Origin of the sequence: Natronococcus occultus SP4 (genome assembly GCF_000328685.1) — an archaeon.
In the GTDB taxonomy this organism is placed as follows: domain Archaea; phylum Halobacteriota; class Halobacteria; order Halobacteriales; family Natrialbaceae; genus Natronococcus; species Natronococcus occultus.
This window is the reverse complement of sequence record NC_019974.1, coordinates 2,013,235-2,039,070: the sequence shown is the minus strand read 5'-3', so window position 1 is coordinate 2,039,070 and position 25,836 is coordinate 2,013,235. Positions and strand designations below refer to the sequence as shown.

Below are 25,836 nucleotides of genomic sequence, written 5' to 3'. Positions count from 1 at the left end.
CGGGCGGCCGTCCTGTGATCGGCCGAAAGCTGAGTCTCTCGATCGACGCCGTTCCGATACCTGTCATTTAACGAATATTACTCTCTCGGATCGTGCAGTATAAATTATTGTATTATAGACCACATTACCTTATATGTGTTTATAATACACTTAGTCATTATGGGTCACCCTCTTATAGGAGATCTCCAAAGGAGGGTGCATGTCACAGCCACACATTTCAAACACCGATCGTGTTCCGGGGCTCGCCGACCCGACGGACGAACGATCGAACTGCGGTGTCGGCGTCGTCATGGACCTCGACGGAGCGGGCGGTCACGATGTCGTCGCCGACGGACTAGATCTGCTGGTCAACCTCGAGCACCGCGGGACGACCGGGGCCGAAACGGACACCGGCGACGGCGCCGGCATCATGCTCCAGACGCCCGATCGCTTCTTTGCGGACGTCCTCGAGGCCGATCTCCCCGAGACCTACGCGGTCGGCTCGCTCTTTTTCCCGACCGACAAGGCGGCCCGCGAACGACTCGCCGAAATCGTCGAGGACGCCCTCACGGAGTACGATCTCGAGGTGCTCGAGTGGCGCGACGTTCCGACGGACAACGCCGATCTCGGTGCGACCGCGGTCGACTCCGAACCCGCCGTCCGGCAGGTGGCCGTCGCACCTGCAGACGATATCTCCGCGGACGCGTTCGACCGACGGCTGTACGTTGCTCGACGCGCCCTCGAGAACGCCGTCGAGAACGCCGACGTCGACGGGAAGGAGCGCTTCTACGTCTGTTCGCTCGACGCGGATACGATCGTCTACAAGGGCCTGCTCAAAGGCGAGCAGGTCGCCTCTTACTACCCCGACCTGACCGACGAACGGATGGAGTCGACGTTCGCGATGGTCCACGAGCGGTTCTCGACGAACACGCTCGGTGCCTGGCATCTCGCCCATCCGTACCGGAACATCATCCACAACGGCGAGTTCAACACGATCAGGGGGAACATCAACTGGATGCGCGCCCGGGAGACGGATCTCGAGAGCGAGGTCTTAGAAGACCTCGAGGCCATCACGCCGATCATCGACGACCCCGATCAGTCCGACACGGCAAGCGTCGACAACGCCCTCGAACTGCTGATGCAGGACGGGCGCGACCTCGAACACGCCCTGCGGATGCTCGTTCCCGAGGCCTGGCGGGGAGACGAGTCGATGGACCAGGACCGCAAGGACTGGTACGACTTCCACGCCTCCCTGGTCGAACCCTGGGACGGCCCCGCCCTGGTCGCCGCCACCGACGGCGAGCGCGTCGGCGCCGTCCTCGACCGCAACGGCCTGCGGCCGTGTCGATACGACGTCACGACCGACAACCGCCTGATCATGGCCAGCGAAGCCGGTGCACTCGAGACCGACCCCGCAGAGATCGAGGAGCGCGGTCGCCTCCAGCCCGGACAGCTGTTCCTCGCCGACCCCGAGGAGGGGCGGGTCGTTCCCGACGACGAGGTCTTCGAGGACCTGACCGACGACCGCTACGGCGCGTGGGTCGAACAGGAGCAGGTTCGACTGGACGACATCGTCACGACCGGCGAGAGGGCGCCCCAGGAGCCCGTCGCGGCCCTACGAGACCAGCAGGCCGCGTTCGGCTACACCCACGACGAGCTCGAGAACCTGATCGAGCCGATGACCCAGAAGGCGAAAGATCCCGTCGGCTCGATGGGCGACGACACGCCCCTGTCGGTGCTCACCGAGTTCAACCGCCCGCTCTTTTCGTACTTCAAGCAGCTGTTCGCGCAGGTCACCAACCCGCCGCTCGATTACATCCGCGAGGAGCTCGTCACCTCGATGGAGAGCCGGCTGGGCTACCAGCGCAACCTGCTCGCCGAGTCGCCGGACCACGCCCGACAGCTGGTGCTTGACTCGCCGATCCTCACCGACACCGAGCTCGCCTCGATCCGGGACTGTTCGGCCAACGGGATCACGGCGGCGACGATCGACATCACCTACGACCTCGAGAACGAGACGCTCGAGGACGCCGTCGAACGCGTCCGCGCCGAGGCCGTCGCGGCGATCGAGGACGGCCACGACATCCTGATTCTCTCCGATCGGGGCGTCGACGAGGAGCGCGCGGCGATTCCGAGCCTGCTCGCGACCGGCGGGGTCCACCACCACCTCGTGCGCAACGGGCTGCGTAACCACGCCGGACTCGTCGTCGAGTCGGCCGACCCCCGCACCGTCCACCACTTCGCGACGCTTGTTGGCTACGGCGCTGGCGCGGTCAACCCGTACCTGGCCTACCAGACGATCGCCGACATCACCGCGGGTCCGGACGGCGCCGAAACCGAGCTCGCGATCGACGCCTACGTCGAGGCCGTCGAGGACGGCCTGCTGAAGATCATGGCGAAGATGGGGATCTCGACGGTCGAGAGCTACCAGGGCGCCCAGATCTTCGAGGCGGTCGGGCTCGACTCCGATCTCGTCGCGGACTACTTCACCGGGACCGAGAACCGCACCGAGGGGATCGGGCTCGCCGAGCTCGAGGCCGACGTCCGCGAGCGCCACGAGGCGGCGTTCGGTGACGACGACTCGGAGCTCGACCGCCACGGCGAGTTCGAGCATCGATCGAGCGGCGTCCACCACCAGTGGAACCCCGACACCGTCGGCGCGCTCCAGCAGTCGGTCCGGGCTAACGACTACGAGCGCTACCAGGAGTTCGCCGCTCAGATCAACGACCAAAACGAAAATCTCCAGACCCTGCGGGGGCTGCTCGGGTTCGACAGCGATCGGGAGTCGATTCCGATCGAGGACGTCGAACCCGTCGCCGACATCGTCGAGCGGTTCTCGACGGCCGCGATGAGCCTGGGCTCGCTGTCGCCGGAGGCCCACGAGAACAACTCGATCGCGATGAACCGCATCGGTGCCAAGAGCAATTCGGGCGAGGGCGGCGAGCCGCCCGAGCGGTTCGGCACGGAGAAGGAGTGCAACGTCAAGCAGGTCGCCTCGGGACGGTTCGGCGTTACCTCGACGTATCTCTCCTCGGCCGACGAGCTCCAGATCAAGATGGCCCAGGGCTCCAAGCCCGGCGAGGGTGGCCACCTCCCCGGCGAGAAGGTAAACGAGATGATCGCCCACGTCCGCAAGTCCACGCCCGGCGTCGGGCTGATCTCGCCCCCGCCGCTGCACGACATCTACTCGATCGAGGACCTCAAACAGCTGATCTTCGATCTCAAAGCCGCCAACGAGGACGCCGACATCAACGTCAAGCTCGTCTCCGAGGCGGGGATCGGCACCATCGCGGCTGGCGTCGCAAAGGCAAACGCCGACGTGGTCCACATCTCGGGACACTCCGGCGGTACCGGGGCCTCGCCCCGCACCTCGATCAAGAACGCGGGGCTGCCCTGGGAGCTCGGTCTCGCCGAGGCCAACCAGATGCTCCGCCAGACGGGCCTGCGCGACCGCATCCGGGTCTCGGCCGACGGCGGGATGAAGACGGGCCGGGACGTCGCCGTCGCTGCCCTGCTTGGCGCCGAGGAGTACGTCTTTGGCACCGCCTCGCTGGTGACCTCGGGCTGCGTGATGGCCCGGCAGTGTCACGAGAACACCTGCCCGGTCGGCGTCGCCACCCAGCGCGAGGACCTGCGCAAGCGGTTCCCCGGCGAGCCCGAGCACGTCATCAACTACATGACCTTCATCGCCCAGGAGCTCCGGGAGATCATGGCCGAACTGGGCTTCGAGACCGTCGAGGAGATGATCGGCCGAGTCGAGGTCTTAGAGCAGCGCACGGACGTCGACCACCCGAAGGCTCGCAACGTCGATCTCTCGGCGGTGCTGGCCGAGCCCGCGGGCGATGCTCGCTACAAGGTCCGCGAGCAGGACCACGAGCTCGACGATCAGCTCGACCGCGAGCTGATCGACGCCGCCGGTGACGCTATCGAGGACCGGGAGCCGGTAACGCTCTCGACCGACGTCACCAACGTCGACCGCGCGGTCGGCGCGATGCTCTCGAACCGGATCACCGACCGCTACGGCGAACCCGGGCTACCCGAGGACACGATCACGGTCGACGCCGGGGGGACCGCCGGCCAGAGCTTCGGCGCGTTCCTGGCGAGCGGCGTCTCCTTGCACCTCGAGGGAAGCGCGAACGACTACGTCGGCAAGGGCCTCTCGGGCGGGAAGCTCACCGTCCGGACGCCCGAGACCGCCAGCTACGATCCGACCGAGAACGTCGCGATCGGAAACGTCGCGCTCTACGGCGCGACCGACGGCCAGCTGTACGTCAACGGCGTCGCCGGCGAGCGCTTCGCGGTGCGTAACTCCGGTGCGAAGGCCGTCGTCGAGGGCGTCGGCGACCACGGCTGCGAGTACATGACTGGGGGCGTCGTCGCCGTCCTCGGGGAGACGGGAACGAACTTCGCGGCCGGGATGTCCGGTGGCGTCGCCTACGTCTTCGACCCCGACGAGGAGCTCGCCGAGCGGGCAAACACCGGGATGGTCACGCTCCACGAGGAACTCGAGGACGCAGACGTCGAGATGCTGCGCCGACTCGTCGAGAACCACGTCGCCTACACCGGTTCCGAACGGGGCCGCGAGCTGCTCGCGAACTGGGAGCAGTCCCTCGAGTCGTTCGTGAAGGTGATGCCCGAGGCCTACCACGAGGCGATCACCGAGCAGGGCAGCGACGACGTCCGCAGCGAGCTCCCGGGGACGCCCGAGACGGGCGCCGACGCCGACGCGTCCGGCTTCGTGGCCAGCGACGACTGACTCCCGACCCGCTCCTCGCTTTCCTTCAGTCGTCGGCGTTCATGTGCGATGTGGCGTAGGCGACCAGCGCGCAGTTGAGCGCGACCAGTGCGCTACCGAGCAGATACACCGTTAGCCGTCCGCCCTCCCCGACGCCAGCGGCGACGGCCGCCAGGGCGCCGACGCCGACGACGGCCAGGCCGATCGCCAGTAGCCGATCGAGCCGCGGATCGGCGTCGACCGAAACCGCCTCCCGAATCCGGTCGTCCTCGCGCTCCCGGTGCTCGCGGTACCGTTCGGCGCTGGGATCGTCCTCGGGAACCGATCGGAGCCCGAACGTCAGCAGGCCGCCGAGATCGGTACGTGCTTTCGCGACCGTTCCGCAGGTGAACGCGACGAACAGCAACCCGACGACGGCGATCCCGGAGCCGAGCGCTGCGGCGGGCACCAACAGTAGCGCGGCGAGGACGGCAACCACCGCCGCGAGCCGTTCGAATCGAGAGGGGACGGGGTCCACGTCGTCCTCGGGTTTCGTGTCATACCACAAGACGATTCCGCCCACGAACCCGCCGCCGACCCGTGCTACCGCTGGAGGACCGATGCCGGCTGAACGCACTTTCCCGGGGGATCCGATCGGACACCGATGACGAACGCGACGCCGTTCGCACCGCTCGAGAGCTCGGTTGCCGAACTCCTCTCCGTCGGCCCGAGATCGGTCCCCGACTAGGTGATCGCGACGATCGTCCTGCTCGTCGCCTGGTACGGTTCGAAGCTGACCGCCCGAACGAGTCGGCCCCAGATCCGCAAGCGAATACAACGACGGTCGGTCGCCGAAGTCGTGTTGCGACTGTTTCGGGCCGTCGTGCTGTTGTTCGCCGGCTTCGCGGTGCTTGGCATCTACGGCGTCGATCTCTCGGATCTCGTGCTCTCGGCGACGATCATCTCGGCCGTCGTCGGCGTGATCCTGGCACCGGTCGCGAGCGACGTCGTCGGCGGCTTCTTCATCCTCACGAACCGCCCCTACGAGGTCGGGGATATGATCGAGTTGACCGACCGGGAGGAGAGTGGCCACGTCATCGACGTCACGCTCCGGTACACGAAGATCCGGACCCTCGAAAACACCTTCCTGGTCGTTCCCAACTCGACGATCCGCGAGCGCGACGTCGTCAATCTCTCGGCCGACGACGTCGCGCTCGCGGGTCTCGATCCCCTTCCTCGTCACCTACGAGGGGGATCTCGAGGCGGCCCGGGAGCTGCTCGAGGACGCCGCCGCGGGGATCGACGGCGTCGTCGAGGGCGGGCCAGGGATCGCGATGGGCGGAACGAAGTACCCCGTCCAGCCGCGGGCGTTTATCGAGGCGTTCGCGGACCACGGCGTTCGACTCCAGCTCAACTTCTGGGTCGAACGCCCCTATCTGTCCCGACTGATGCGCTCGAGATCGACGAGGAAGTCTGGGACCGCCTCGAGGACGCCGACGTCGAGATCGCCTACCCCCACACCCACCTGGTGTTCGACGAGACCAGCGGCACCGCCCGCGTCGCCCTCGACCGCGGACGCGACGACGCGCGCCCGGAGACGGTGTTGCAGGACGGCGACGCCGAGGACGACGGCGAAGCGTCCGTCGCCGACTGACGGGCGGTCGCGGCTACCGCCCCAGCGTGTGGAACTCCTCGTTCGGCCGCATCTCGGCGAACGTCGCCAGCCGATTGCTCAGGTTGTAAAATGCCGTCACCGAGGCGATGTCCCACAGGGCTTCCTCGCTGAATCCCGCCTCGCGAAGGGTCTCGAGGTCTTCTTTCTCGACTGCGGCCGGGTGCTCGGTGAGCTTCACGGCGACGTCCAACATCGTTCGGTGGGCGTCGTTGATGTCGGCAGTGCGGTAGTTCGCGACCAGCTGGTCGGCAAGCAGCGGATCGTCGGCGTAGATCCGCACCAGGGCGCCGTGGGCGACGTTACAGTAGTAGCAGTGGTTCACCCCCGAGACCGCGACGACGATCATTTCGATCTCCTCGCGCTCGAGGGCCGTGTCCTCGACCAGGGCGTCGTGGTAGGCGACGAAGGCCCGGAAATGCGAGGGTTTGTACGCCAGTGCCGAGAACACGTTCGGCGTGAATCCGGCGCGCTCGGTCTCCTCGTCGATTCGCTCCCGGAGGTCCTCGGGGACGTCCTCGTAGTCGGGGACGGGGAACCGTTCCATCGCGTCCTCTCGCAGTACGGGTTCCGAATCAGCGTCGGCGTCGGACATACCCCGGCGTTCGAGGGCGATCCCTATAGTTCGCGGTGCCGTCGTCCACACCTACTTGTGTACTGACCGTTTAGTCAGATCCGATCACGATCATGGCCGCGATACGCGTCGACGGGCTGACCAGAACGTTCGGGGAGACGACCGCGGTTGACGACCTCTCGTTTACCGTCGCGGACGGCGAGCTGTTCGGCCTGCTCGGCCCGAACGGCGCCGGAAAGTCGACGTTGATCAACGTTCTCGTCACCCTCCTCCGGCCGACCGCCGGAACCGCGACGGTCGACGGCCACGACGTTCGCGAGGACACCGCCGCGGTCCGCAACAGCATCGGCGTCGTCTTCCAGGAGCCCGCGCTCGACGAGGAGCTGACCGGGGCGGAGAACCTCGCCTTTCACGCGCGGCTGTACGGGATGGGACGGGAGCGACGCGCCGAGCGGATCGACGACGTCCTCGAGCTCGTCGGGCTCGAGGACGAGCGCGACCAGGCGGTCGGTACCTACTCCGGCGGGATGAAACGCCGCCTCGAGATCGGTCGCGGACTCCTCCACGAGCCCGCGGTGCTCTTTCTCGACGAGCCGACCGTCGGTCTGGACGCCCAGACCCGACGGGACACCTGGGAATACATCCGCCGGCTGAACCGCGAGGGGGTGTCGATCGTCCTGACGACCCACTACATCGAGGAGGCAGAGCAGCTCTGTGACCGCGTTGCGATCGTCGACGACGGGGAGATCGCCGCGATCGATACCCCGACGGCGCTCAAGGAATCCCTCGGCGGCGATGTCGTCCGCATCGAGCTCGAGGACGGCGCCGCGTCGCTGGGCGATCGCCTCGACGCGCGGGCCTGGGTCCGGGAGTACGCGGTTACCGGGGACGTCCTCGAGGTCACGGTCGAGCGCGGGGACGCGCAGGTCGCGGAGCTGGTGCGGCTGGCCGACGACGTCGGCGCGTCGATCGTCGCCGTCGACGTCCGTCGGCCGACCCTGGAGACGGTGTTTCTCTCGCTTACGGACGCGACCATCGAGGACGGCCGTCGCCGAGCCGACGACTCGGAGTCCGTCCTCGAACCGTCGACCGGTCGAGCCGACGACGCGGCCCGGTCTATCCACGCGTCGGGGGAGAACCGATGAAGCTCGTCGATCCGACGGCGATCTACGCGCTCTGGCTGCGGGACCTCAAGCGGTTCCTCCGGACGCCCTCTCGGATCGCCGGCTCGATCGCGATGCCGCTGCTCTTTCTCGTCTTTCTGGGCTTTGGCTTCGACGGGGCGATGATTCCCGGCCTTCCCGAGGACGTCGACTACCTCCAGTTTCTCGTCCCGGGGATGGTCGGGTTCGCGATGCTGTTCGGGGCCTCGTTCGCCGGCATGTCGATCCTCTCTGACCGGGACATCGGCTTCCTGAAGGAGATTCTCGTCGCACCGGTCAGTCGCACCTCGATCGTGCTCGGACGGATCGCGGGCGGCTCGACCACGGCGCTGGTGCAGGCGCTGTTGATCCTCCTGCTGTCGATCCCGCTCGGGTTCCGGATCGCGAGCCCGCTCTCCCTGCCGCTCGCGCTGGTCTTTCTGGTCCTGATCGCGATCACGTTCGTCGGCTTCGGGATCGCGCTGGCCTCCCAGTTCAGCGACAGCGAGGGGTTCGGACTCGTCGTCCAGTTCGTCATCTTCCCGTTGTTTTTCCTCTCGGGGGCGATCTACCCCGTCTCGAGCCTGCCCGAGCCGGTGCAGCTAGTGGCCATGCTCAACCCGCTGACCTACGGCGTCGACGGGCTGCGCGCGGCGCTCGTGGGCACTTCGGAGTACCCGATCGCGCTCGATCTCGGGGCGCTCGTCGTCTCGGCGACGATCACGGTCGCCGTCGGCACCTACCTCTTCGAGCGCGTCGAGGCGGTCTGAGCGCTGGACGACCCGTCAGTCCCGCGGACGCCGCCCGCGTCCGTCGCCGCCTCGAGCAACGTCTCGAGGTCGGGCGTCTCCAGCAGGTGGGACCCGCAGTCACAGTCCGAGGACCCGAAGTCGGGAACCGCCTCCCCGGGGAGCGAGGCGGCGAGCTCGCACTCCCGGTCGGCGTCGGGGAACCTGACGGCCGCCTCGAGGGTCGCCGCGTCGCTTCCGAGCAGGTAGTCGACGTGCCAGTGGCGCACGTCGCGCTCGCCGCGGGCCAGCTCGCGGTGGCGATCCAGCCGTGCGAACCCGCCAGAACCGAACGCGCTGCCGACGTAGGCGTACGTTTCTGCCTCGAACGCCAGCTCGCCCAGCGCGCCGACCGTCAGGCTCGTCGGCGCGTCGACGTCGATCGCGAGGACGTAGGTGCCGCTCATACCCGTCCTCGTTCGCGGGCGGCAAAGAACGGACCGGAACCTGGCCGTCGGCGTCGCGTCTTACTGTCGGTCGCCGTCGTCCTCGTCTTCTTGATCCTCGGTCCAGCTTCCCGACTCGTCGCGGAGACGGTCCTGGTCGTGTTCGAGTCCGCCTCCGGATCGGTCCCCCGTCTCGGCGTCGGGGACCGGGTCCTCGTCGTCGTCTTCGTCCTCGTCGGGGGTCGCCTCGGCTTCGCGGGTCGGCTCCTGTCCGGTTTCGTCACCCGCGGCGCCGGCAGTCGCCGACGTCTCGGTCGCGTCGGGAGTGCCGCCGTCCTCGCCGTGGGGCCCCGACTGCTGGGATCGGTGCTGGCGCCCCGCCTCGCTGCCCTCGGGTCGCTGGCGGTGCGTGTCGCCCTCGGCGGGATCGCCGTCGGGCCGCTCCTCGCCCGCGGAGTCACGCTGGGCCGTGCGTTCCTGTCGCTCGGGCTCGCCGAGCTCGTCGTCGGCGTCGGTCGAGTCCTCGGTCTCTCGATCACGGTCCCGTCGTTCGTCGTCGGTTCGGTCTGTCATGATTGGATGAGGGGGGCTCGCAGACGCTTGCTGAGGTCGCTCTTCGGCGGGAGTTGGCCGATGACGCGGATAAGGGCAGGGCGCGCGCTCGCTTGCAGGAGGTTCACACGGTACCGTCAACGACGGCGTCCGTCACCGTTTTCCCCCGAAGCGACGACCGTCGACCATGGACGACGCACTCGTTATCGGCGGCACGCGCTTTATCGGCCGCCACCTCGTCGACGAACTCCTCGAGCACGGCTACGACGTGACGATCTTCAACCGGGGGAGCCACGAGAACCCCTTCGCCGACGACGACCGCGTCCGTCGGATCGAGGGCGACCGAACGAACGACTCGGCGCTCGAGGCGGCCGCGATCGAGGCCGAGCCCGACGCGGTCTTCGACTGCGTCGCCTACTACCCGAAGGACGTCCAGGCCGCGACCCGGATCTTCGAGAACTGCGAGGCCTACGTCTTCGTCTCGAGCGGCGCGGCCTACGGCCGCGAGGAGATTCCGAAACGCGAGGACGCGACCCCACTCGCGGACTGCAGCCCGGAGCAGGCCGTCGACGACTCCGGCGCGACCTACGGCCCCCGCAAGGCCGAGGGCGATCGGGCGGTGTTCGCCGCCGCGGAGCGCGGGGTCAGGTCCATGGCGGTCAGACCCTGTATCGTTTATGGGCCCCACGACTACACCGAGCGACTCGACTTCTGGATCGACCGCGTCAACCGCTTCGATCGGGTCGTCGTCCCCGGCGACGGAACCAACGTCTGGCACCGCGCGTACGTCGAGGACGTCGCCAGCGCCTTACGGATCGTCGCCGAGCGCGGCGAGGCCGGCGAGGCCTACAACGTCGGCGACCGACGGCTTGCCACGCTCGAGGAGACCCTCGGGCTGATCGCCGACCAGCTCGACACCACGGTCGAGGTCGTCACCGCCGGCCCTCGCGAGCTCGCGGCCGGCGACATCGAGCCCGCGGACTACGTCCTCTACCGGGAGTACCCCCACGTCCTCGCGACCGGGAAGCTCGCGGGGCTGGGCTGGGAGTCGACGCCGATCGACGAGGCGATGGCCCGCTCGGTCGGCGACCACCTCGAGAGCGATCGCGACGGGAGCGAACACGAGCCCGACCGCGAGAGCGAGGAGCGTGTGCTGGGGATCCTCGACACGCTCTGAGCCGGGACTGTGGCCCGTCTCCCGATCGGACCCGAAGCCGCGAGCAACAACACGTATATTGCGGTGGTGACTCAGCTACCGTATGTTCGAGAAGTCGACGTGGATTCGCCTCCCGCGGAACGTGATCGTCGGCCACGACGTGCTCTCGAGCGTCGTCGACGCCGTCGACGAGCTCCACCTCCAGGGGCGACCGCTGTTCGTGACCAGCCCGACGCCGTGTCGCCTCGCGGCCGAACCGATCGCGGCCGACTTCGAGGCCGTCGGCGTCGAGCCCGCGGTCGTCACCGTCGAGTCGGCGTCGTTCGACGCCGTCGAGGACGTCATCGAGACCGCCGAGGCCGCGGACGTCTCCTACCTCGTCGGGATCGGCGGCGGGAAGGCGATCGACATCGCGAAGATGGCCAGCGAACAGCTCGGGATGGGGTTTCTCTCGGTGCCGACCGCGGCCAGCCACGACGGGATCGTCAGCAACCGCGGCTCGGTGCCCGATGGCGACAGCCGCCACAGCGTCGCCGCCGAGCCACCGCTTGCCGTAATCGCCGACACCGGCGTCCTCGCGGAGGCCCCCTGGGAGCTGACGACTGCGGGCTGTGCCGACATCATCTCGAACTACACCGCCGTGATGGACTGGCGGCTCGCCCGCCGGCTCCAGAACGTCGAGTACTCCGAGTACGCCGCCGCGCTCTCGGAGATGACCGCCGAGATCCTCGTCGACAACGCCGACCACGTTCGACCCGGGCTCGAGGAGTCGGCCTGGGTCGTCACCAAGGCGCTGATGTCATCCGGGGTCGCGATGAGCATCGCCGGGTCCTCGCGTCCCGCAAGCGGGGCCGAACACCTCTTCTCCCACCAGCTCGATCGGCTCGCGCCCGGGGCAGCCCTGCACGGCCACCAGGTTGGGGTCGGCTCGATCATGACCGCCTACCTCCACGGCGGCGAGCGGGGAATCTGGACCGACATCCGTGACGCCCTGGCGAGCATCGACGCGCCGACGACCGCGGCCGAGCTCGGGATCGACGACGGGACGGTGATCGAGGCACTGACGACCTGCCACGCGATCCGCGATCGCTACACGATTCTGGGCAACGGGATGAACGAGCGGGCGGCCCGCGAGGTTGCGACGAAGACGGGCGTCATCGACGACTAACGTCGACGTGGACGCTGATTAGGAGTTCGATCCTGTACGGCTAGCCGAGGTCGGCGCGTCGGAACTGCCAGATGCCCGCCGCGAGCGGAACGACGATCCACCCCGCAAGGATCACGAGCATGAACCAGTCCTGGACGTAGAAGGCGTCGAACCCGCTTGCAGCTCCGCCCATCGCCGCGTCAGGAAAGACGAGCCCGAGCCCGTTGAGATAGGCGCCAGTCGGACTGAGACTGAAGATGAGTTCGATGTGTTCGTCGGCGTATCCCAGACCGAGCTCCTCGAAGACGAACTCGGCCATGTAGGCGGGGCCAACCGGGAGGAAATTCCAGCCGATGTTGAAGACGAAGAAAAAGCCGATCGCGCTGCCCATCGCCCGCGATCGGCTCGCGGTAGCCGCCGAGATCGCGACGGCGACCGAGACGTACGCGAGCGCGTACAGCAGCGTGAGCCCGACGAAAGCGGCATAGTCGCCGTACTCGACGGTCATCTCCGGGACGAACGTCCAGGCGACGACGATTCCGAGGGCAAACGCGCCGAGCAACGAGCCGAGGACGACGCCCGCTCGGGAGAGGAGTTTGCCGAGGACGACGTCGGTCCGTGAGACCGGAAGGCTGAGCTGGTAGCGAATACTGCCCGAGCCACGCTCGCCGGCGATAGAGAGGTAGGCCGCGACCAGCGCGACCAGCGGAACGAGCAACACGCCCCCGACCGTCGCGAGACTGAACATGATTACGTCGAAGTCCGGGTTCGCAGTGTTGCTCTGGCCCCAGTAGAAAAGCAGCATGAACAAGACATAGAGCACGACGGGTACCCAGACGAGTCGGGCGCGTCGAACGTTCAAAAAGTCTCGTCTGGCGACCGAGAGGACGTTCATGCGGTTACCTCCCGCTCGATCGGTCCGGACTCGTCGGCCGACTGACGCGGCCCGGAGCTTCCGGTTCCGTCGGTGTAGCGGTTGAACAGCTCCTCGAGGGAGGTGTCGGTCGAGCGAATGTCAGTTACCGTCGCCCGCTCGTCGAGACGTCGAACCACGTCGACTTTCACCGTCGGGTCCTCGCAGACGGCAGTCACCGTTCTCCCGTCGACGGCCGATCGGGAGACGCCGTCGACGCTCTCGAGATCGAGGCCGTCGGGATCGAGAGCCGTTGCCAGCTCGAGTTCGATCGTCGCCCCGTCGGCAGCCTCCTCCCGAAGGGCCTCGATGCTGTCCAGGGCAACGAGTCGGCCGGCGTTCATGATACCGACGCGGTCACAGATCGCCTCGACCTCAGAGAGGATGTGACTCGAGAAGAAGACGGTCGTGCCGTCGTCGGCTTCCGTGCGCAGCAGTTCACGCATCTCCTGGATCCCGGTCGGGTCCAGCCCCGAGGACGGCTCGTCGAGGACGAGCAGGTCCGGATCACCGACCAGCGCCATTCCGAGGCCGAGACGCTGGCGCATCCCCTTCGAGAAGCCGCCGGCGGGTCGGTCGGCGTCCGCGAGGATGCCGACGCGCTCGAGGGTCGCGTCGACGTCGAGATCGACCCCTTTCGTATCGGCCACCCACTCGACGTGCTCGCGGGCCGTCAGTCGCTCGTAGAGGGTTGCTCCCTCCGGTAACACGCCGATTCGATCGCGGATCGCGCCGGGATCGTCCTGCGCGTCGTAACCGAGCACCGTCGCGGACCCCGACGTCGGCCGGACGAAATCGAGCAGCATGTTGATCGTCGTCGACTTCCCGGCACCGTTCGGGCCCAGAAAGCCGAAGATCTCTCCTTTCTCGACGGTCAGGTCGAGATCGTCGACGGCGAGGACGTCCTCGCCGTAGCGTTTGGTCAGGGCTGTCGTTTCGATAGCGGGCACGATCGAATGTTCGGTCAGCGAGCTGTAAATCTTCCTGACTAAACCGTCCGAATCGAGAGGAGGTGGGTCGTCCTCAGACGTGTTCGTCGAGGAAGTCGGCGATCGCCGAGTAGGCCTCGATGCGGTTCTCGAGCTTCGAGAAGCCGTGGCCCTCGTCCTCGAAGAGCAGCTTGCGCACGGGAACGTCCTGCTCTCGGGCTTTCTCGGCGATCTGTTCGGCTTCCCCGACAGGAACGCGGGGGTCGTTCTCGCCGTGGAGGACGAACAGCGGCGCCGCGATATGCTCGATGTTGTTGGTCGGCGAGATTTCCTCGAGGAACTCCCGATCGTCCTCGAGACTGCCGTACTCGGCCTCCCGTAGCTCGCGGCGCCAGTCGCCGGTGTTCTCGAGGAACGTGACGAAGTTGGCGATGCCGACGATGTCGATCCCCGCTGCCCACAGGTCGGGGTACTCGGTCATCGCGGCCAAGACCATGAACCCGCCGTAGGAGCCGCCCTTGGCGACGATCCGATCGGGGTCGACCGCCTCGTGATCCTGGAGCCACTCCACGCAGGCCTCGATGTCGGCTACGGAGTCCATCCGCTTCTCGACGTCGTCGAGGGCGGCGTAGTCGGCGCCGTACCCCGCCGACCCCCGAACGTTGGGCTCGAAGTAGGCGTACCCCCGATCGAGGAAGTACTGCTTGACACTCGAGAAGGAGGGTCGGCGCTGGCTCTCGGGCCCGCCGTGGATATCGACGATCACGGGGACGCCGTCGCCGGTTTCGTCGTTTCGATCGGAATCGTCCGGTAGCGTGAGGAAGCCGGGCACCTCGAGCCCGTCGAAGCTCTCGACGTGAACCAGCTCGGACTCGTCGAACGTCTCCCGGGGGATACCTGCCGTCGGCGCGCTCGTCCAGCGTTCGGTCTCGCCGGTCTCGAAATCGACGACGAAGACGTTCGTGTTGACCGTATCCCCGCTTGTCGAGACGGCGAAGCGCTCGGCGTCGGGGCCGAAACTCACGCCACCGGCGACGCCGCCCGGCAGATCCGGTTCGACGACGGTCTCGAACTCGGTCGGGTTCTCGGCGTCGAACTCGCCGACGGTGAGGTCGGTGTACCCCTCCACGTTCCGAGAGTAGACGAACCGTCCCGTCTCGTCGTCCAGCGCGATACCGTCGACGTTCCACTCGTCGTCGACGACCGTCTCGAGTTCGCCGCTTGCAAGGTCCAGATAGGCCAGATACAGCGTGTCAGCCGCTCCCTCGTCGGTCACGAGGTAGATTCCCTCTCCGTCGGGCGCCCAGCTGGCGCTTCCGTAGCGGACGTCGCCCTCGTGGGGTGTGAGGTGGTCGAGCTCCTCGGTCTCGAGATCGAGGACGTACAGGTCCTGATCGAAGTTGGAGTAGGCCTGCGAGACCAGCAGCCGGGAGTCGTCGGGACTCCAGCCCGACAGGGAGAGCCAGCCGTCGCCCTCGTAGACGAGCCGAGCCTCGTCGCCCGTTGCGTCCCGATCCTGCACGTAGATGTCGAAGACGGACTCGTCGCGTCGGTTCGAGGCGAACGCGAACCGCTCGCCGTCGTGGCTCCAGCCGCCCCAGCGGTGTTTCGCGTCGGGCATCGCGGTCAGGTTCTCGATCGCGCCGGTGTCGGCGTCGAGCCGGTAGAGCTGGGCGCGCTCGTCGCCGCCCTCGTCCATCCCGAATATCAGTTCGGGCCGTTCGGGCGACCAGGAGGCGAAGGTTACTCGCTCCTCGTAGAACGTACGCTGCTCGGGCCACTCGCGGGCCCCCTCGAGCGTCCAGACCTGTGCGACGCCGGTGGTGTCCATCAGGAAGGAGAGTCGCTCCCCCTCGGGACCGAAGGAGGCGCCGTAGGCGCTGCGGACGTTGAGATACCGCTCGATGTCGTAGGCTCCCATGCCACAGCGGTACGGACGGGAGTCGGTAGTCGTTTCGGTTCCGGAACACAGCGTCCCCGGCGGGTAGGCGGCGACTACTGCGGGCGATTCCGAACGGACTGTACCCGGGGGAGCGTCCTCGGCCCGCGACGTCGACGGACTGACGGTTCGGAGTGCTTAACAATACCGTTCGGTGCGCGTACTCCCGAGCATGTCGGAAACGCGCGGGCACGACCCGGAACCGGGTCCCTCCTCCAGGACGGTGGTGGTCACGGCGGTCGTCGTCCTCGTCGCCTTCGGGCTGACCGTCGCCGGCGTCTTCCTCGGCCTCGGCGCCGGCGACGCGGGCAACGAGACCGAGACCGAGGACGTCGAGGAACCAGTTGGGATCGACGAGGACCCCTCGGAGACGGTCGACGTCGACGAGCCGGACGACGAGGACGGTGAGAACGAGAGCGAAACGGAGGCGATCGAGTGGGCAGAATCAGATGACGACGCCGACGAGGAAGTCGACGACGGGAACGAGTCCGACGGCAACGAGACGGACGGAAACGAATCGGACGACGAGGACAACGCCGACGAGGGTGACGATGACGATGAGAGCGACGACGAGGACGACGGTGACAGTGACGAGGAAGACGAGGAGGACGAGAGCGATGAGGATGATGATGAAGACGACGACGATGACGATGACGACGATGACGATGATGATGATGATGATGACGACGATGACGATGATGATGATGACGACGATGAAGACGACTAACTGAGCGGGAAGCACCTCTCGGGACCGTCCTTCCGGTCCCGCCGTTCTCCGCCGGCGATTCTGCATCTGTCGTTGTGCGAGCCACGGGCCACCCCGTCGGTCACCGACGTCGGCGAGAGGAGCAGCTACAAGTGGTCCCGAGCCCTTCCTCCGGCTATCGCTATGGAGCTTTCGGAGGCGCTGAACGCGAGGGGCAACGTAACGTGTGTCGTCGGCGCGGGCGGGAAGAAGTCGACGCTGTACGCGCTCGGCGACGTCCTCGAGCGCGCGGTCGTCACCGCGACAGTGCGGATCCCGCCGTTCGAGGATCAGGTCGCCGACGTGGTCGTCAGCGACGCCCCGCTCGAGGCGATCCGATCGGCAGAGTCCTGGCCGCTCGGGCTGGTCGCCGGCCGCGAGGGCTCCGACCGCTACCTCGGCTACGATCCCGCGACCGTCGACGAGTTCGTCGACGAACTCGACCCGGAGACGTCGGTGGTCGTCAAAGCCGACGGCGCCCGCACCCGCTGGTTCAAGGCGCCTGACGACGACGAGCCCCAGCTTCCCGCCGCGACCGACGTCGTCGTCCCGATCGCGAGCGCGAAGATCGTCGGCGAACGACTCGACGAGGAGCACGTCCACCGCCCCGAGCGGGTCGCGGCGATCACCGACCTCGAGCCCGGCGATCGAATCTCGGCGACCGACGTCGCGACGGTTGTCGCCAGCGAGCGGGGCGGCTGCAAGGACGTTCCCGAGGACGCGACCGTGATCCCGCTGGTGAACATGGTCGACACCCCCGAGCTCGAGACCGCCGCCCGCGAGATCGCGACCGCAATCCACGACCGACGAACGGTTCCCAGGGTCGTCCTCACGCGGCTGCTCGAGGACGACCCCGTCGTCGACGTCGTCTCTCCCTAGCCGAGAGCTTTAACTATCGTTCGGCGGTTACGATCAGTGGACTGCATGGAAACGGGGGAGTCTCTCGTCCGCGTCGACCTCGCGGCCGAGTCGGTCACATACGAACCGGTACCCGAGTCGTGGCGCAACGACTTCGTCGGCGGGAAGGGGCTGGGGGCTCGCTACCTCTACGAGGAGCTCGAGCCAGGCGCGGACCCGCTTGGCGACGAGAACGTCCTGCTCTTTCTCACGGGGCCGCTGACCGGGTTCCTCCCCGGCGAGCAACGCTACGTCGTCGTCACCAAGTCGCCCCTGACCGGCGCCTTCCTCGACTCCTACGCGGGCGGGGAGATGGCCGGCCGGCTCGCGGGCTCGCTCGGCGACAACGTCGGCGTCCTCGTCTCCGGACGGGCCGAGCGCCCCGTCAGGCTCGAGGTTGCCGACGGCGAGGTCTCGATCGAGCCGGCCGAGGACTGGTGGGGGCTCGACGCCCGCGAGACCGCCGAGCGGGCGGACGAGGCCGCGGTCGCCTGCATCGGTCCCGCCGGAGAACAGGGTGTCTCCTACGCGACGATCGCCTCCGGGGGCGGCGACCACCACGCCGGCCGCGGCGGCGCGGGCGCGGTGATGGGTGCGAAGCGGCTGAAGGCGCTGGTCGCTCACGACGATCCGCCGACGCTCGACGATGACCTCCGGAAGCTCCACCGTCGGTACGAGGTGGCGTTTGCCGACGACGACACCGGGCGCTGGCAGGCCGCCAGCGAGACCCTCGAGACGATCGATTTCGCCAACGAGGTCGGCGTTCTCCCGACCCGCGGCTGGCAGGAGGGTCAGTTCGACGGCGCCGAGGGGATCGGTATCGAGGCCGTTCGCGACGCCGCTCACGACCGCGAGCGCGCCGACGACCCGGTTCCCGGCGGGTTCCAGGTCGAGAGCGAGGACGGCGAGAGCGTCCCGCGGGGGTCGACGCCGATCTCGCTGGGTGCGGGCCTGGGAATCGACGATTTTGACGCCGTTGCGACGCTGGGCTCGGTCTGCGATCGGCTGGCGCTTGACGTGATCTCTGGGGGCAACGCCGTCGCCTGGGCGATCCGCGCGAGCGAGACGGGGTTGATCGACCGCGAGCTCGAGTTCGGCGACGAGGACGGCGCCCGCGAGCTGATCGAGGAGATCGCTCGCCGCTCGAGTCCGCTCGGTGACGCGCTGGCAGACGGCGTCGACGCGGCCGCGGCCGAGTTCGGCGGTGACGACCTGATTCCCTCGGTGAAGGGGATGGCGCTACCCGCCTACGATCCCCGCGGCGCGTCCGCGATGGCGCTTGCCTACGCGACCAGCGATCGGGGCGCCTGCCACCGTCGCGCGCGCCCGGTCGAGGTCGAGGCGCTGGGTGGGACCGACTGGAGCACCGTCGACCGCGTGGACGCGGTGATCGCCGAGCAGGACCGCCGGGCCGTCCTCTGGAGCCTGATCGCCGACGACTTCTTCGGGGAGGCGCTCTCGAGGACGCTGGGCGCGGACTGGCTCGCAGCGATCGGCCGCGACTACGATCCCGAGGAGTTACGCCGGGTCGGCGAGCGCGTCTGGACGCTGATTCGACTCTTCAACTGTCGCGAGGGCTTTTCCCGCGAGGACGATACGCTCCCCGAGCGACTCACGGAACCGCTCGAGGGCGGCCCCAACGACGGCGCGGCGATCGACGCGGCCGGCTTCGAGGAGACCCTCGAGCGGTACTACGAGCGTCGGGGATGGGACGACGGCGTCCCGACCGGCCGAACCCTCGAACGGCTCGGTCTCGAGGAGCTGTAGCGTTCGTTCCCTGCGATCGCAATCGCCCGAGAGAGCCGACGAAAAACGAGCTACTCGCCGTTCGTCGAGAGCTGCTCGTAGCCCGGCGAGAGGTCGTCGGGGTCGAGACCGAGCAGGTAGGTGTCGGCCTGAAAGACGCCCTCGAGCAGCCAGCCGACGCCCTCGTAGAAGGGGTCGTCGGCCATCTCCTGGATGTCCCGGGCCAGCTCCCGCAGCCACCAGCCGTGGGCCTGCAGGAAGGCGCGTCGGTACTCGTCGTTACTCTCGCGGGCCAGGATCTCGAGGGCTGCCAGCTCGACGGCGGCGTGGTCGGCCTCCTCGCGGAGCTCCGTCGACGGCCGGATGCCGAGATCGCGGTAGGAGCTTTTGACGGCCGCGAGCGGCTCGCCGAGGTAGTCGTCGGCGTACCAGGACTCGTGGACCTGCATCCGCGGTCGCGGTCCGACGAACAGTCGGGTGTGGACCCGATTCAGCTCCGTCGCCGCGTCCTCGGGATCGTCGACCCTGGCCCGCCACTTGTCGAGCAGCTGGAAACCGGTGTCGAGCGCCTGCGGCGACGCCTGCCGCGGAAGCGGCTCGTCGGCGAGCCGTTCGACGGCAGCCTCGTCGGGCGGGTCCGCCAGAACGCCCGAGAGAAACGCGTACAGATCCGCGAGCTCGGTCGTGGGATCGTTCGTCCGTTCCATACCGGTACCACGGGTTAGTTCGGGTTAAAAGAGTTGACTCGGGGCCGCCTACAGCGGGAGGATGAGCGGCTCGAACTCGGCGGCGAGCAGGTAGGTCAGCGCCAGCGCGACCTTCCCGACTACCGCGAGGAGGGCGACGGTGACGTACGACGCCGTCGCCGCCGTCGGCGAGAGCGCGCCGCGTCGCTGGCCGACGACCGCGCCGACCGACAGCAGGATCGGCACGACCAGTCCGCCGATCACGGCCACGCCGACGAACAGCGTGGCGTACGTGGTGAGCAGGTTCTCGACTGCCGGCTCCGCGGCGGGAAGCTGCTCGGGCAGCAGCGTGACCGTCGCGACGACCATCGCCAGCGCTGCCGCCAGCAGCCCGGCGACCGCCAGCGAGTACTGCTGGACGGCGCGGCCGGGGTTGCGGTTAGCCAGCGCAGCCAGCCCGACCGCAGCGGCCAGTCCGACGCCCAGCCCGCCGAAGATCTGGAGCGGTAGCAGGAACGTCTTGTCCCAGAGCGGGACCCGCTCGGTCATCCCGGAGCCGTACGCCATCGCCGAGTAGATCAGCACGCCGGCCGCGGCGAGCGAGAACACGCCCCCGATCGCGAGCCGGACCGTCTCCGAGGGACGGGTGGCGTCCGCGATCGAGTCGACCAGGTCGAGCAGGCCGACCCGATCCGCGACGCCGCGCAGTCCACCGTTCGCGTCGCTCGTCGCGGCTCTGGCGGGGCCACGCTCCGTGCCGCCGTCGGCCACGACGGTACCAGAGCCGGTCCGATCGGGCGCGTGCGGTCGGTTTCGGCCGAACGCGACCCAGGCGAACATCAGAAACGCTCCCAGCCCGAGCCCGCCGAGCAGGTACGCGCCGATGGTCATCCACGAGTCGAAGTTCGTCATCGTCAGCGGCACCAGCATCGCCCGGAACGGCGTCGCGAGGTGCGACAGCAGGATCGGCGGCCCGATCGCCAGTCCGAGCAGTCCGGCGAGATACCCGTACTTCGCGACGTCGCCGTGGCCTCGGGCGTCCCGCCGCGAGGCCAGCAGGTCCGCGACGTACCCCGTCAGGTACGCGCCGCTGGCGATCCCGATCAGCGCGATGTAGACGCCGATCTGCCAGTTCCACTGACTGTACGGAAGATCGAACGTGACTTCGGTTGGCATCGGTGGTCAGTCCCCCATGATCTCGTCCGCGTCCTCGCCGAAGACGATCTCGGCGCCCTCCTCCGAGAACGGCGTCGAGACGCCGTCCTCGTCGAGCTTCTCCGAGAGCTGCTCGGGGGTGCCAAACAGCAAGGCGTCGGTCGGACACTCCGAGGAACAGGCGGGCTCGAGACCCTCCTCCTGGCGCGGCTCGCAGGTCGTACACTTGTCCATCAGGCCGTTGCTCCGGGATCCCATCGGCTCGGTCTCCTCGGCCTCCGGCACTTCCGCGTCGGGATACTGGGGCGCGCCGAACGGACAGCCGACGCCGCAGTAGTGACAGCCAATGCACATGTCCGCGTCGACGCGGACGCTCCCGCTGTCGCGGATGCGCAGCGCCTCGGTCGGACAGACCTCGACGCAGGGTGCTTCGGCGCAGTTGTAACACTGCATCGGTTTGTTCGCCTCCTCGTCGGTCCCGTGACCGATCGCGACGACCTGGATTCGGTCGCTCTCCGGCGGGAGATCCCAGGTGCGCTGACAGGCGACCTCGCAGGCGCCACAGTCGATACAGGACTCCCAGTTCGGAATTACTCGTGCCGGTCCGCTGTTAGATTCTTGTGTGCTCATGTACTCTCACCTATCGCTTGTGACGGTTGATGCGCTGTTCCTGCCACTGGAGCTGCTGGTCCGTCAGCTCGGGGATCTCGTCGTCCTCGGCTACCCGGACGTTACACAGCGTCGTCTTCGTCTCCTGCATCTGGGTCTCGCGGTCGTACGCGGGGGCGGTCCCGCTGTTGATCGTTTCGCCGATCACCAGCGGCTCCATCCCGTCCGGGACGCTGTCCATCATCGATTCGCCCTCGAGGATTCCGCTCCAGTGGTACGGGGCGAACGCGTGGTCCTCGGGGACCCGACCCGTCGGTCTGGCCTGAATGACCATCTCGGCGTGCGGGGTCGTGACGACGATCCAGTCGCCCTCCTCGACGCCGCCGAGGTCGTTCTCGGCGACGTCGGGATGGATCTCGAGGTACATCATCGGCGCTCGCGATGCGGTTCCCTGCGTGCTGCGGGTCACCGCGCCGGCACCCTTGTGTTCGACCTGTCGTCCGGAAGTGAGGACCAGCGGGTCGGCGTCGCCGGCGTCGGCGAGCTCCTCGACCGCGTCGATGTTGTCCTGCTGGACGCCCGCGTTGTCGAGTTCGAGCCGCCAGTGATCCTCGACGCGCTCGTTACAGGGGTAGTCGTCGACGAGGTCGGGCCGGGGCGTCACCGCGGGCTCGCGGTGGACGGGGATCTCGTCCTCGAGGTTCCAGGCCTTCATCCGGGCCCGGCCGCGGCCCCACGGGGCGTCGGGCTGTGGGTTGTCGAACTCCGCGTACTCCTCGAGGTCGATATCGTACCCCTCGTCGGCCAGTGCCTGGGCGACGTCGGCGACCGACGTCCCCTCGTCGAACGCGCCCTCGATCGGGATCGTCGCTGCGGCCGGGTTCTCGGGGTCCGGAAGCACCGTCGAGAACATGGGGTACTGGGGGACGCCCTCGATCTCGCCGTCCCACCAGTCCGGCTCGAACGGATCCCGAAGCTGATCCTCGGGATCGACGTCCGGGTCCTCCTCGCCCCACCACCGGGCGCGGAAGTCCATCCCGCCCTCGGAGGGGTGTAGCGAGGCGTCGTAGAGGATCGGCGTCCCGGGGTGGTCCTCGTGCCAGCACGGCCACGGCAGCCCGTAGAAGTCGCCGTCGAGCTCGTCGTACAGCTCGTGGTCCTCGTCGAGATCCGCCTGCAGGTCCTCCGCGCTGAACAGCTCGGTGTTCTCCTGGTGGAGCTTCAGCCGTTCGGGCGTGTGCCCCACGTATCCGACCGATCGGACGCCGAGGTTGATCTCCCGCGTGACGTCCTCGACCTCGTCGTAGTCGAAGTGCTCGCCGAAGCCGAGGTGGTCGGCGAACTCACACAGCAGCTTCCAGTCTTCCTTGGAGTCGTGGCGGGGCTCGATCGCTTTGGACCGCCACTGGATCTGACGGCCGGTGTTGACGACGCTGCCGGCCTCCTCGATGTTGGTCGAGGCCGGCAGCATGTAGACGTCGGTGTCGCTGTCGGTGAGTTCGGCGACCTGGTTCGGGAAGACGTCGATGTTGACGATGAAATCCAGCTCGTTGACCGCGCGTCGCACCTTCTTGTACTCGGTGAGCGACGCGAGCCCGTGGCCCCAGAAGACCGCCGCCCGAAGCGGATCGGGCTGGTAGATCTCCCAGTCCTCGTCGAGGACGCCCTCGTACCAGCGCGAGACCGCAAACCCGCGTTTCTCCATCAGCTCCGTCGAGTGGAACCGGTCGTGGAGCTCGTCGTAGCTGATCTCCCCGGAGGTGCTTTCGGTCTCGGTCCAGACGTTGGCCCAGTGCTCCCAGGCGTCCTGGCCGAGCCCGTAGTAGCCGGGGGTGTTGCCCGAGTCGACACCGAGGTCGGTTGCGCCCTGGACGTTGTCGTGACCCCGGAAGATCGGCGTGCCGCCGCCGGACTGGGCGGCGTGGCCGAGCGTCAGGTTCAACATCGCGTACGCCCGGACGTTGCCCGTCGCGTTGTTGTGCTGGGTGCCGCCCATTGCCCACTCGACGCAGCTCACCTCGGCGTCGGCGAGCTCCTCGGCGAGCTCCCGCAGTTCGTCCTCGGAGATCCCACAGATGTCGGAGACGGTCTCGAGGTCGTACTCGGGGAGGACGTCGTCGCGGAACTCCTCCCAGGTGTCGACCATCACGCGGCTCTCGATGAACTCCTCGTCGTGGGCCTCGAGGTTGTAGACGATGTGATAGATCAGCCCGTAGATGAGCGCGACGTCCGTTCCCGAGCGGAACTGGTAGTAGTCGTCGGCCGCGGCCGCGGTCTTGGTGTAACGCGGTTCGGCGACGATGTGTTTCCCGCCCCGTTCCTGGGCCTCCTGGAAGTACTGCCAGGCGACGGGATGGCTCTCGAGGGGGTTGTGGCCGATAATGAGGTTGACGTCGACGTTCGCCATGTCGTTCGAGTTGTTCGTCATGGCGCCGACACCCCAGGTGTTCGCGATCCCCTCGACGGTCGTCGAGTGACAGATCCGCGCCTGGTGGTCGATGTTGTTCGTGCCGTAGAGCGCGGAGAGTTTCCGGATCAGGTAGGCGGCCTCGTTGCTGTGTTTCGCCGACCCCGCCCAGAACGTACCGTGGGGGCCGACGTCCTCGCGGATCTCGTTGAGCCGACCGGTGATCTCCTCGAGGATCTCGTCCCACTCCATCTGGATCCATTCGCCGTCCTCGAGTTTCAGCGGCTTCTTCAGCCGTCGGTCGGAGTTGACCGACTGGGTCAACGAGGCACCTTTCGAGCAGAGCCCGCCCTGATTGACCGGGTTGTCGTCCCAGGTTTCCTGTCCGACGACAGCCCCCTCATCGACGGCCATCTGTACCCCACAGCCGACCGAACAGTGTGTACAGACAGTCTTCACCAGCTCATCCGCTGCGTCGGGGTCGACGACGTCGTCTTCGTCCGCGGCTGCTCGCTGCTGAAGAAGCGTTCGCCCCCCGACCGCCGTTGCGAGGGTCCCCGCAGCACCGGCTTTCAGGAACCCCCGCCGATCAAGGTCGAGTGATGACCGAGACATAGGTCGGTGAAAGTAATCTCGAGTTATTAATCCTTTGAATCGGAATAACCTGAATCGGTTATTAAATACTCTTGAGTGTTTACGCTTCTGGGTAGCCATATGTTCAACGTTCCAACAGCAGCACAGACACCGTGGCATTTACCAATTCTACACCGCGAACTACTGACGATGGCCACGACAACACTGCCGATCGACCGGTCACGGAGCGTCCGAACGGCCGAGGACGCCGGGAGACGGTCCGTCACGGTCGGGGTGGAACTGGCAGCCGCGACCGCGAGAGACGGGCGACGATCCGGAACCGGTAGCCGACCGCTCGAGGGGGGCGTCCGTCGCCGATGACCGACAGTATCGACCTCGACGAGATGGACGTCGGCGAGGACGAGGACGACGAGGCGGCCACCTACGGCGACTGGCTCTGGCAGGGCGAGGGAGATCCGGAGAACGAGGCCGACCCCGTTTGGGGGGAGACGTCCTCGGAGGCGACGACCGAAGCGTCTCCCGGGAGCGACGCCGAGGACGACGGCGACGACACTGAGGCGCCACGACGCGTGCCACAGGTCCCGGGAGCCACGGAGGGGCCGGTCGGCGTCCCGGAGGATCGCGGCGGAGGCGGCGCCGGCGGGAGTACGAGCGCGGCGTCGGAGGCCGAAACGGAAACGGACGGGACGGCGTCGACCGACTCGACGCCCCGGACGACCGATCACGGCGAGGCGACGTCGGCCGACGACATGACCCTCGCGTTCACCTACCAGGCGATCAACCGGCTCGAGGACCCGCAGTTCGTCGTCGGCGACGCCAGGGGGTGGGCCGACTGGATCGGGATCGTCGGGACGGTCTCGACGCCGGCGATCCGGAAGTTCCAGCGCGACGAGCGGATCGAACTCGACTTCTTCGGCGGTTCCGAGACTGGTCCGGCTGAGCGACTCGCGGACGTCACGCCCGACTCGATGTTCTACGCCGAGCGGATGGTCGTCGTCGGCGCCGAGAGCGAGGCGTGGATCGCCGACGAGGCCGGCTGGGAGTTCGTCCCGCTTGCGACGGCCGCCGAGAAGGCCGACTGGACGATCGAACACCCCGAGTGAGCC

22 protein-coding genes are annotated in these 25,836 nt (G+C 67.6%); 11 read left to right on the top strand and 11 right to left on the bottom strand.

Annotated features, from left to right (window positions below):
* Nucleotides 1–199 precede the first annotated feature (199 nt).
* On the top strand, nucleotides 200–4,735 hold the full coding sequence (gltB, locus tag NATOC_RS10110; RefSeq protein WP_015321341.1) for a glutamate synthase large subunit: 4,536 nt from the start codon (nucleotides 200–202) through the stop codon (nucleotides 4,733–4,735).
* Between the two features lie 25 nt (nucleotides 4,736–4,760).
* Here gltB and NATOC_RS10105 read toward each other — a convergent pair whose 3' ends face one another.
* Nucleotides 4,761–5,261 (bottom strand): hypothetical protein, encoded by a 501-nt coding sequence (locus tag NATOC_RS10105; RefSeq protein ID WP_015321340.1) that lies wholly within the window; start codon nucleotides 5,259–5,261, stop codon nucleotides 4,761–4,763.
* Nucleotides 5,262–5,441: 180 nt separating this feature from the next.
* Here NATOC_RS10105 and NATOC_RS10100 point away from each other — a divergent pair, with 180 nt between their 5' ends.
* Complete coding sequence (locus NATOC_RS10100) at nucleotides 5,442–6,347, top strand: mechanosensitive ion channel family protein (RefSeq protein WP_049888725.1); 906 nt, start codon at nucleotides 5,442–5,444, stop codon at nucleotides 6,345–6,347.
* Nucleotides 6,348–6,360: 13 nt separating this feature from the next.
* Here NATOC_RS10100 and NATOC_RS10095 read toward each other — a convergent pair whose 3' ends face one another.
* Nucleotides 6,361–6,960, bottom strand: a complete 600-nt coding sequence (locus NATOC_RS10095; RefSeq protein WP_015321339.1) for a peroxidase-related enzyme — start codon at nucleotides 6,958–6,960, stop codon at nucleotides 6,361–6,363.
* A 92-nt stretch (nucleotides 6,961–7,052) separates the two neighbouring features.
* On the opposite strand from NATOC_RS10095, the gene NATOC_RS10090 reads away from it, so the two are divergent.
* Together NATOC_RS10090 and NATOC_RS10085 are read left to right on the top strand one after the other, a co-directional pair.
* Nucleotides 7,053–8,084, top strand: a complete 1,032-nt coding sequence (locus NATOC_RS10090; RefSeq protein ID WP_015321338.1) for a daunorubicin resistance protein DrrA family ABC transporter ATP-binding protein — start codon at nucleotides 7,053–7,055, stop codon at nucleotides 8,082–8,084.
* Nucleotides 8,081–8,851 carry an ABC transporter permease gene (locus tag NATOC_RS10085; protein WP_015321337.1) on the top strand — a complete coding sequence of 257 codons (771 nt, stop codon included), beginning with the start codon at nucleotides 8,081–8,083 and terminating at the stop codon, nucleotides 8,849–8,851. Before NATOC_RS10090 ends, NATOC_RS10085 begins: the two co-directional genes overlap by 4 nt.
* On the opposite strand, the gene NATOC_RS10080 is transcribed toward NATOC_RS10085, so the two are convergent.
* Both NATOC_RS10080 and NATOC_RS10075 read right to left on the bottom strand, forming a co-directional pair.
* Nucleotides 8,821–9,276 (bottom strand): GIY-YIG nuclease family protein, encoded by a 456-nt coding sequence (locus NATOC_RS10080; protein WP_015321336.1) that lies wholly within the window; start codon nucleotides 9,274–9,276, stop codon nucleotides 8,821–8,823. The two genes, NATOC_RS10085 and NATOC_RS10080, sit on opposite strands and share 31 nt — an antisense overlap.
* Nucleotides 9,277–9,336: 60 nt before the next feature.
* On the bottom strand, nucleotides 9,337–9,828 hold the full coding sequence (locus NATOC_RS10075; RefSeq protein ID WP_015321335.1) for a hypothetical protein: 492 nt from the start codon (nucleotides 9,826–9,828) through the stop codon (nucleotides 9,337–9,339).
* 166 nt (nucleotides 9,829–9,994) lie between these two features.
* Between NATOC_RS10075 and NATOC_RS10070 the strand changes: the two genes are divergently transcribed.
* Nucleotides 9,995–10,984, top strand: coding sequence for an NAD-dependent epimerase/dehydratase family protein (locus tag NATOC_RS10070; protein ID WP_015321334.1), 990 nt, complete (start codon nucleotides 9,995–9,997; stop codon nucleotides 10,982–10,984).
* An 82-nt stretch (nucleotides 10,985–11,066) separates the two neighbouring features.
* Nucleotides 11,067–12,131 carry an NAD(P)-dependent glycerol-1-phosphate dehydrogenase gene (locus NATOC_RS10065; RefSeq protein ID WP_015321333.1) on the top strand — a complete coding sequence of 355 codons (1,065 nt, stop codon included), beginning with the start codon at nucleotides 11,067–11,069 and terminating at the stop codon, nucleotides 12,129–12,131.
* 40 nt (nucleotides 12,132–12,171) lie between these two features.
* On the opposite strand, the gene NATOC_RS10060 is transcribed toward NATOC_RS10065, so the two are convergent.
* The 3 genes from NATOC_RS10060 to NATOC_RS10050 form a co-directional block, all read right to left on the bottom strand.
* The gene (locus tag NATOC_RS10060) at nucleotides 12,172–13,005 is read right to left on the bottom strand and encodes an ABC transporter permease subunit (RefSeq protein ID WP_015321332.1); all 834 of its coding nucleotides are present in this window, start codon (nucleotides 13,003–13,005) and stop codon (nucleotides 12,172–12,174) included.
* Nucleotides 13,002–13,973: an ABC transporter ATP-binding protein gene (locus NATOC_RS10055; RefSeq protein ID WP_015321331.1), complete on the bottom strand. Its 972-nt coding sequence runs from the start codon at nucleotides 13,971–13,973 to the stop codon at nucleotides 13,002–13,004. The genes NATOC_RS10060 and NATOC_RS10055 overlap by 4 nt, the downstream gene beginning before the upstream one ends.
* 73 nt (nucleotides 13,974–14,046) lie before the next feature.
* The gene (locus NATOC_RS10050; protein WP_015321330.1) at nucleotides 14,047–15,873 is read right to left on the bottom strand and encodes a S9 family peptidase; all 1,827 of its coding nucleotides are present in this window, start codon (nucleotides 15,871–15,873) and stop codon (nucleotides 14,047–14,049) included.
* A gap of 190 nt (nucleotides 15,874–16,063) precedes the next feature.
* Between NATOC_RS10050 and NATOC_RS10045 the strand changes: the two genes are divergently transcribed.
* From NATOC_RS10045 to NATOC_RS10035, 3 genes are all read left to right on the top strand, one after another.
* Nucleotides 16,064–16,618 (top strand): hypothetical protein, encoded by a 555-nt coding sequence (locus tag NATOC_RS10045; RefSeq protein ID WP_015321329.1) that lies wholly within the window; start codon nucleotides 16,064–16,066, stop codon nucleotides 16,616–16,618.
* A 162-nt stretch (nucleotides 16,619–16,780) separates the two neighbouring features.
* Complete coding sequence (gene yqeC / locus NATOC_RS10040) at nucleotides 16,781–17,515, top strand: selenium cofactor biosynthesis protein YqeC (protein WP_015321328.1); 735 nt, start codon at nucleotides 16,781–16,783, stop codon at nucleotides 17,513–17,515.
* Nucleotides 17,516–17,560: 45 nt separating this feature from the next.
* Nucleotides 17,561–19,300 (top strand): aldehyde ferredoxin oxidoreductase family protein, encoded by a 1,740-nt coding sequence (locus NATOC_RS10035; RefSeq protein ID WP_015321327.1) that lies wholly within the window; start codon nucleotides 17,561–17,563, stop codon nucleotides 19,298–19,300.
* Between the two features lie 50 nt (nucleotides 19,301–19,350).
* Here NATOC_RS10035 and NATOC_RS10030 read toward each other — a convergent pair whose 3' ends face one another.
* From NATOC_RS10030 to NATOC_RS10015, 4 genes are read right to left on the bottom strand one after another with little or no spacing between them, the layout of a single operon-like run.
* Nucleotides 19,351–19,986 carry a TorD/DmsD family molecular chaperone gene (locus tag NATOC_RS10030; protein ID WP_015321326.1) on the bottom strand — a complete coding sequence of 212 codons (636 nt, stop codon included), beginning with the start codon at nucleotides 19,984–19,986 and terminating at the stop codon, nucleotides 19,351–19,353.
* A 48-nt stretch (nucleotides 19,987–20,034) separates the two neighbouring features.
* On the bottom strand, nucleotides 20,035–21,141 hold the full coding sequence (locus NATOC_RS10025) for a hypothetical protein (protein WP_015321325.1): 1,107 nt from the start codon (nucleotides 21,139–21,141) through the stop codon (nucleotides 20,035–20,037).
* A 6-nt stretch (nucleotides 21,142–21,147) separates the two neighbouring features.
* Nucleotides 21,148–21,750, bottom strand: coding sequence for a 4Fe-4S dicluster domain-containing protein (locus NATOC_RS10020; protein WP_015321324.1), 603 nt, complete (start codon nucleotides 21,748–21,750; stop codon nucleotides 21,148–21,150).
* Nucleotides 21,751–21,760: 10 nt separating this feature from the next.
* Nucleotides 21,761–24,751 carry a molybdopterin-dependent oxidoreductase gene (locus NATOC_RS10015; protein WP_015321323.1) on the bottom strand — a complete coding sequence of 997 codons (2,991 nt, stop codon included), beginning with the start codon at nucleotides 24,749–24,751 and terminating at the stop codon, nucleotides 21,761–21,763.
* 168 nt (nucleotides 24,752–24,919) lie between these two features.
* Here NATOC_RS10015 and NATOC_RS22335 point away from each other — a divergent pair, with 168 nt between their 5' ends.
* Entirely contained in the window at nucleotides 24,920–25,090 is a 171-nt protein-coding gene (locus NATOC_RS22335) for a hypothetical protein (protein ID WP_169330926.1), read from the top strand.
* On the top strand, nucleotides 25,087–25,833 hold the full coding sequence (locus tag NATOC_RS10010) for a DUF7124 domain-containing protein (protein WP_015321322.1): 747 nt from the start codon (nucleotides 25,087–25,089) through the stop codon (nucleotides 25,831–25,833). Before NATOC_RS22335 ends, NATOC_RS10010 begins: the two co-directional genes overlap by 4 nt.
* The last annotated feature ends 3 nt before the right edge of the window (nucleotides 25,834–25,836 follow it).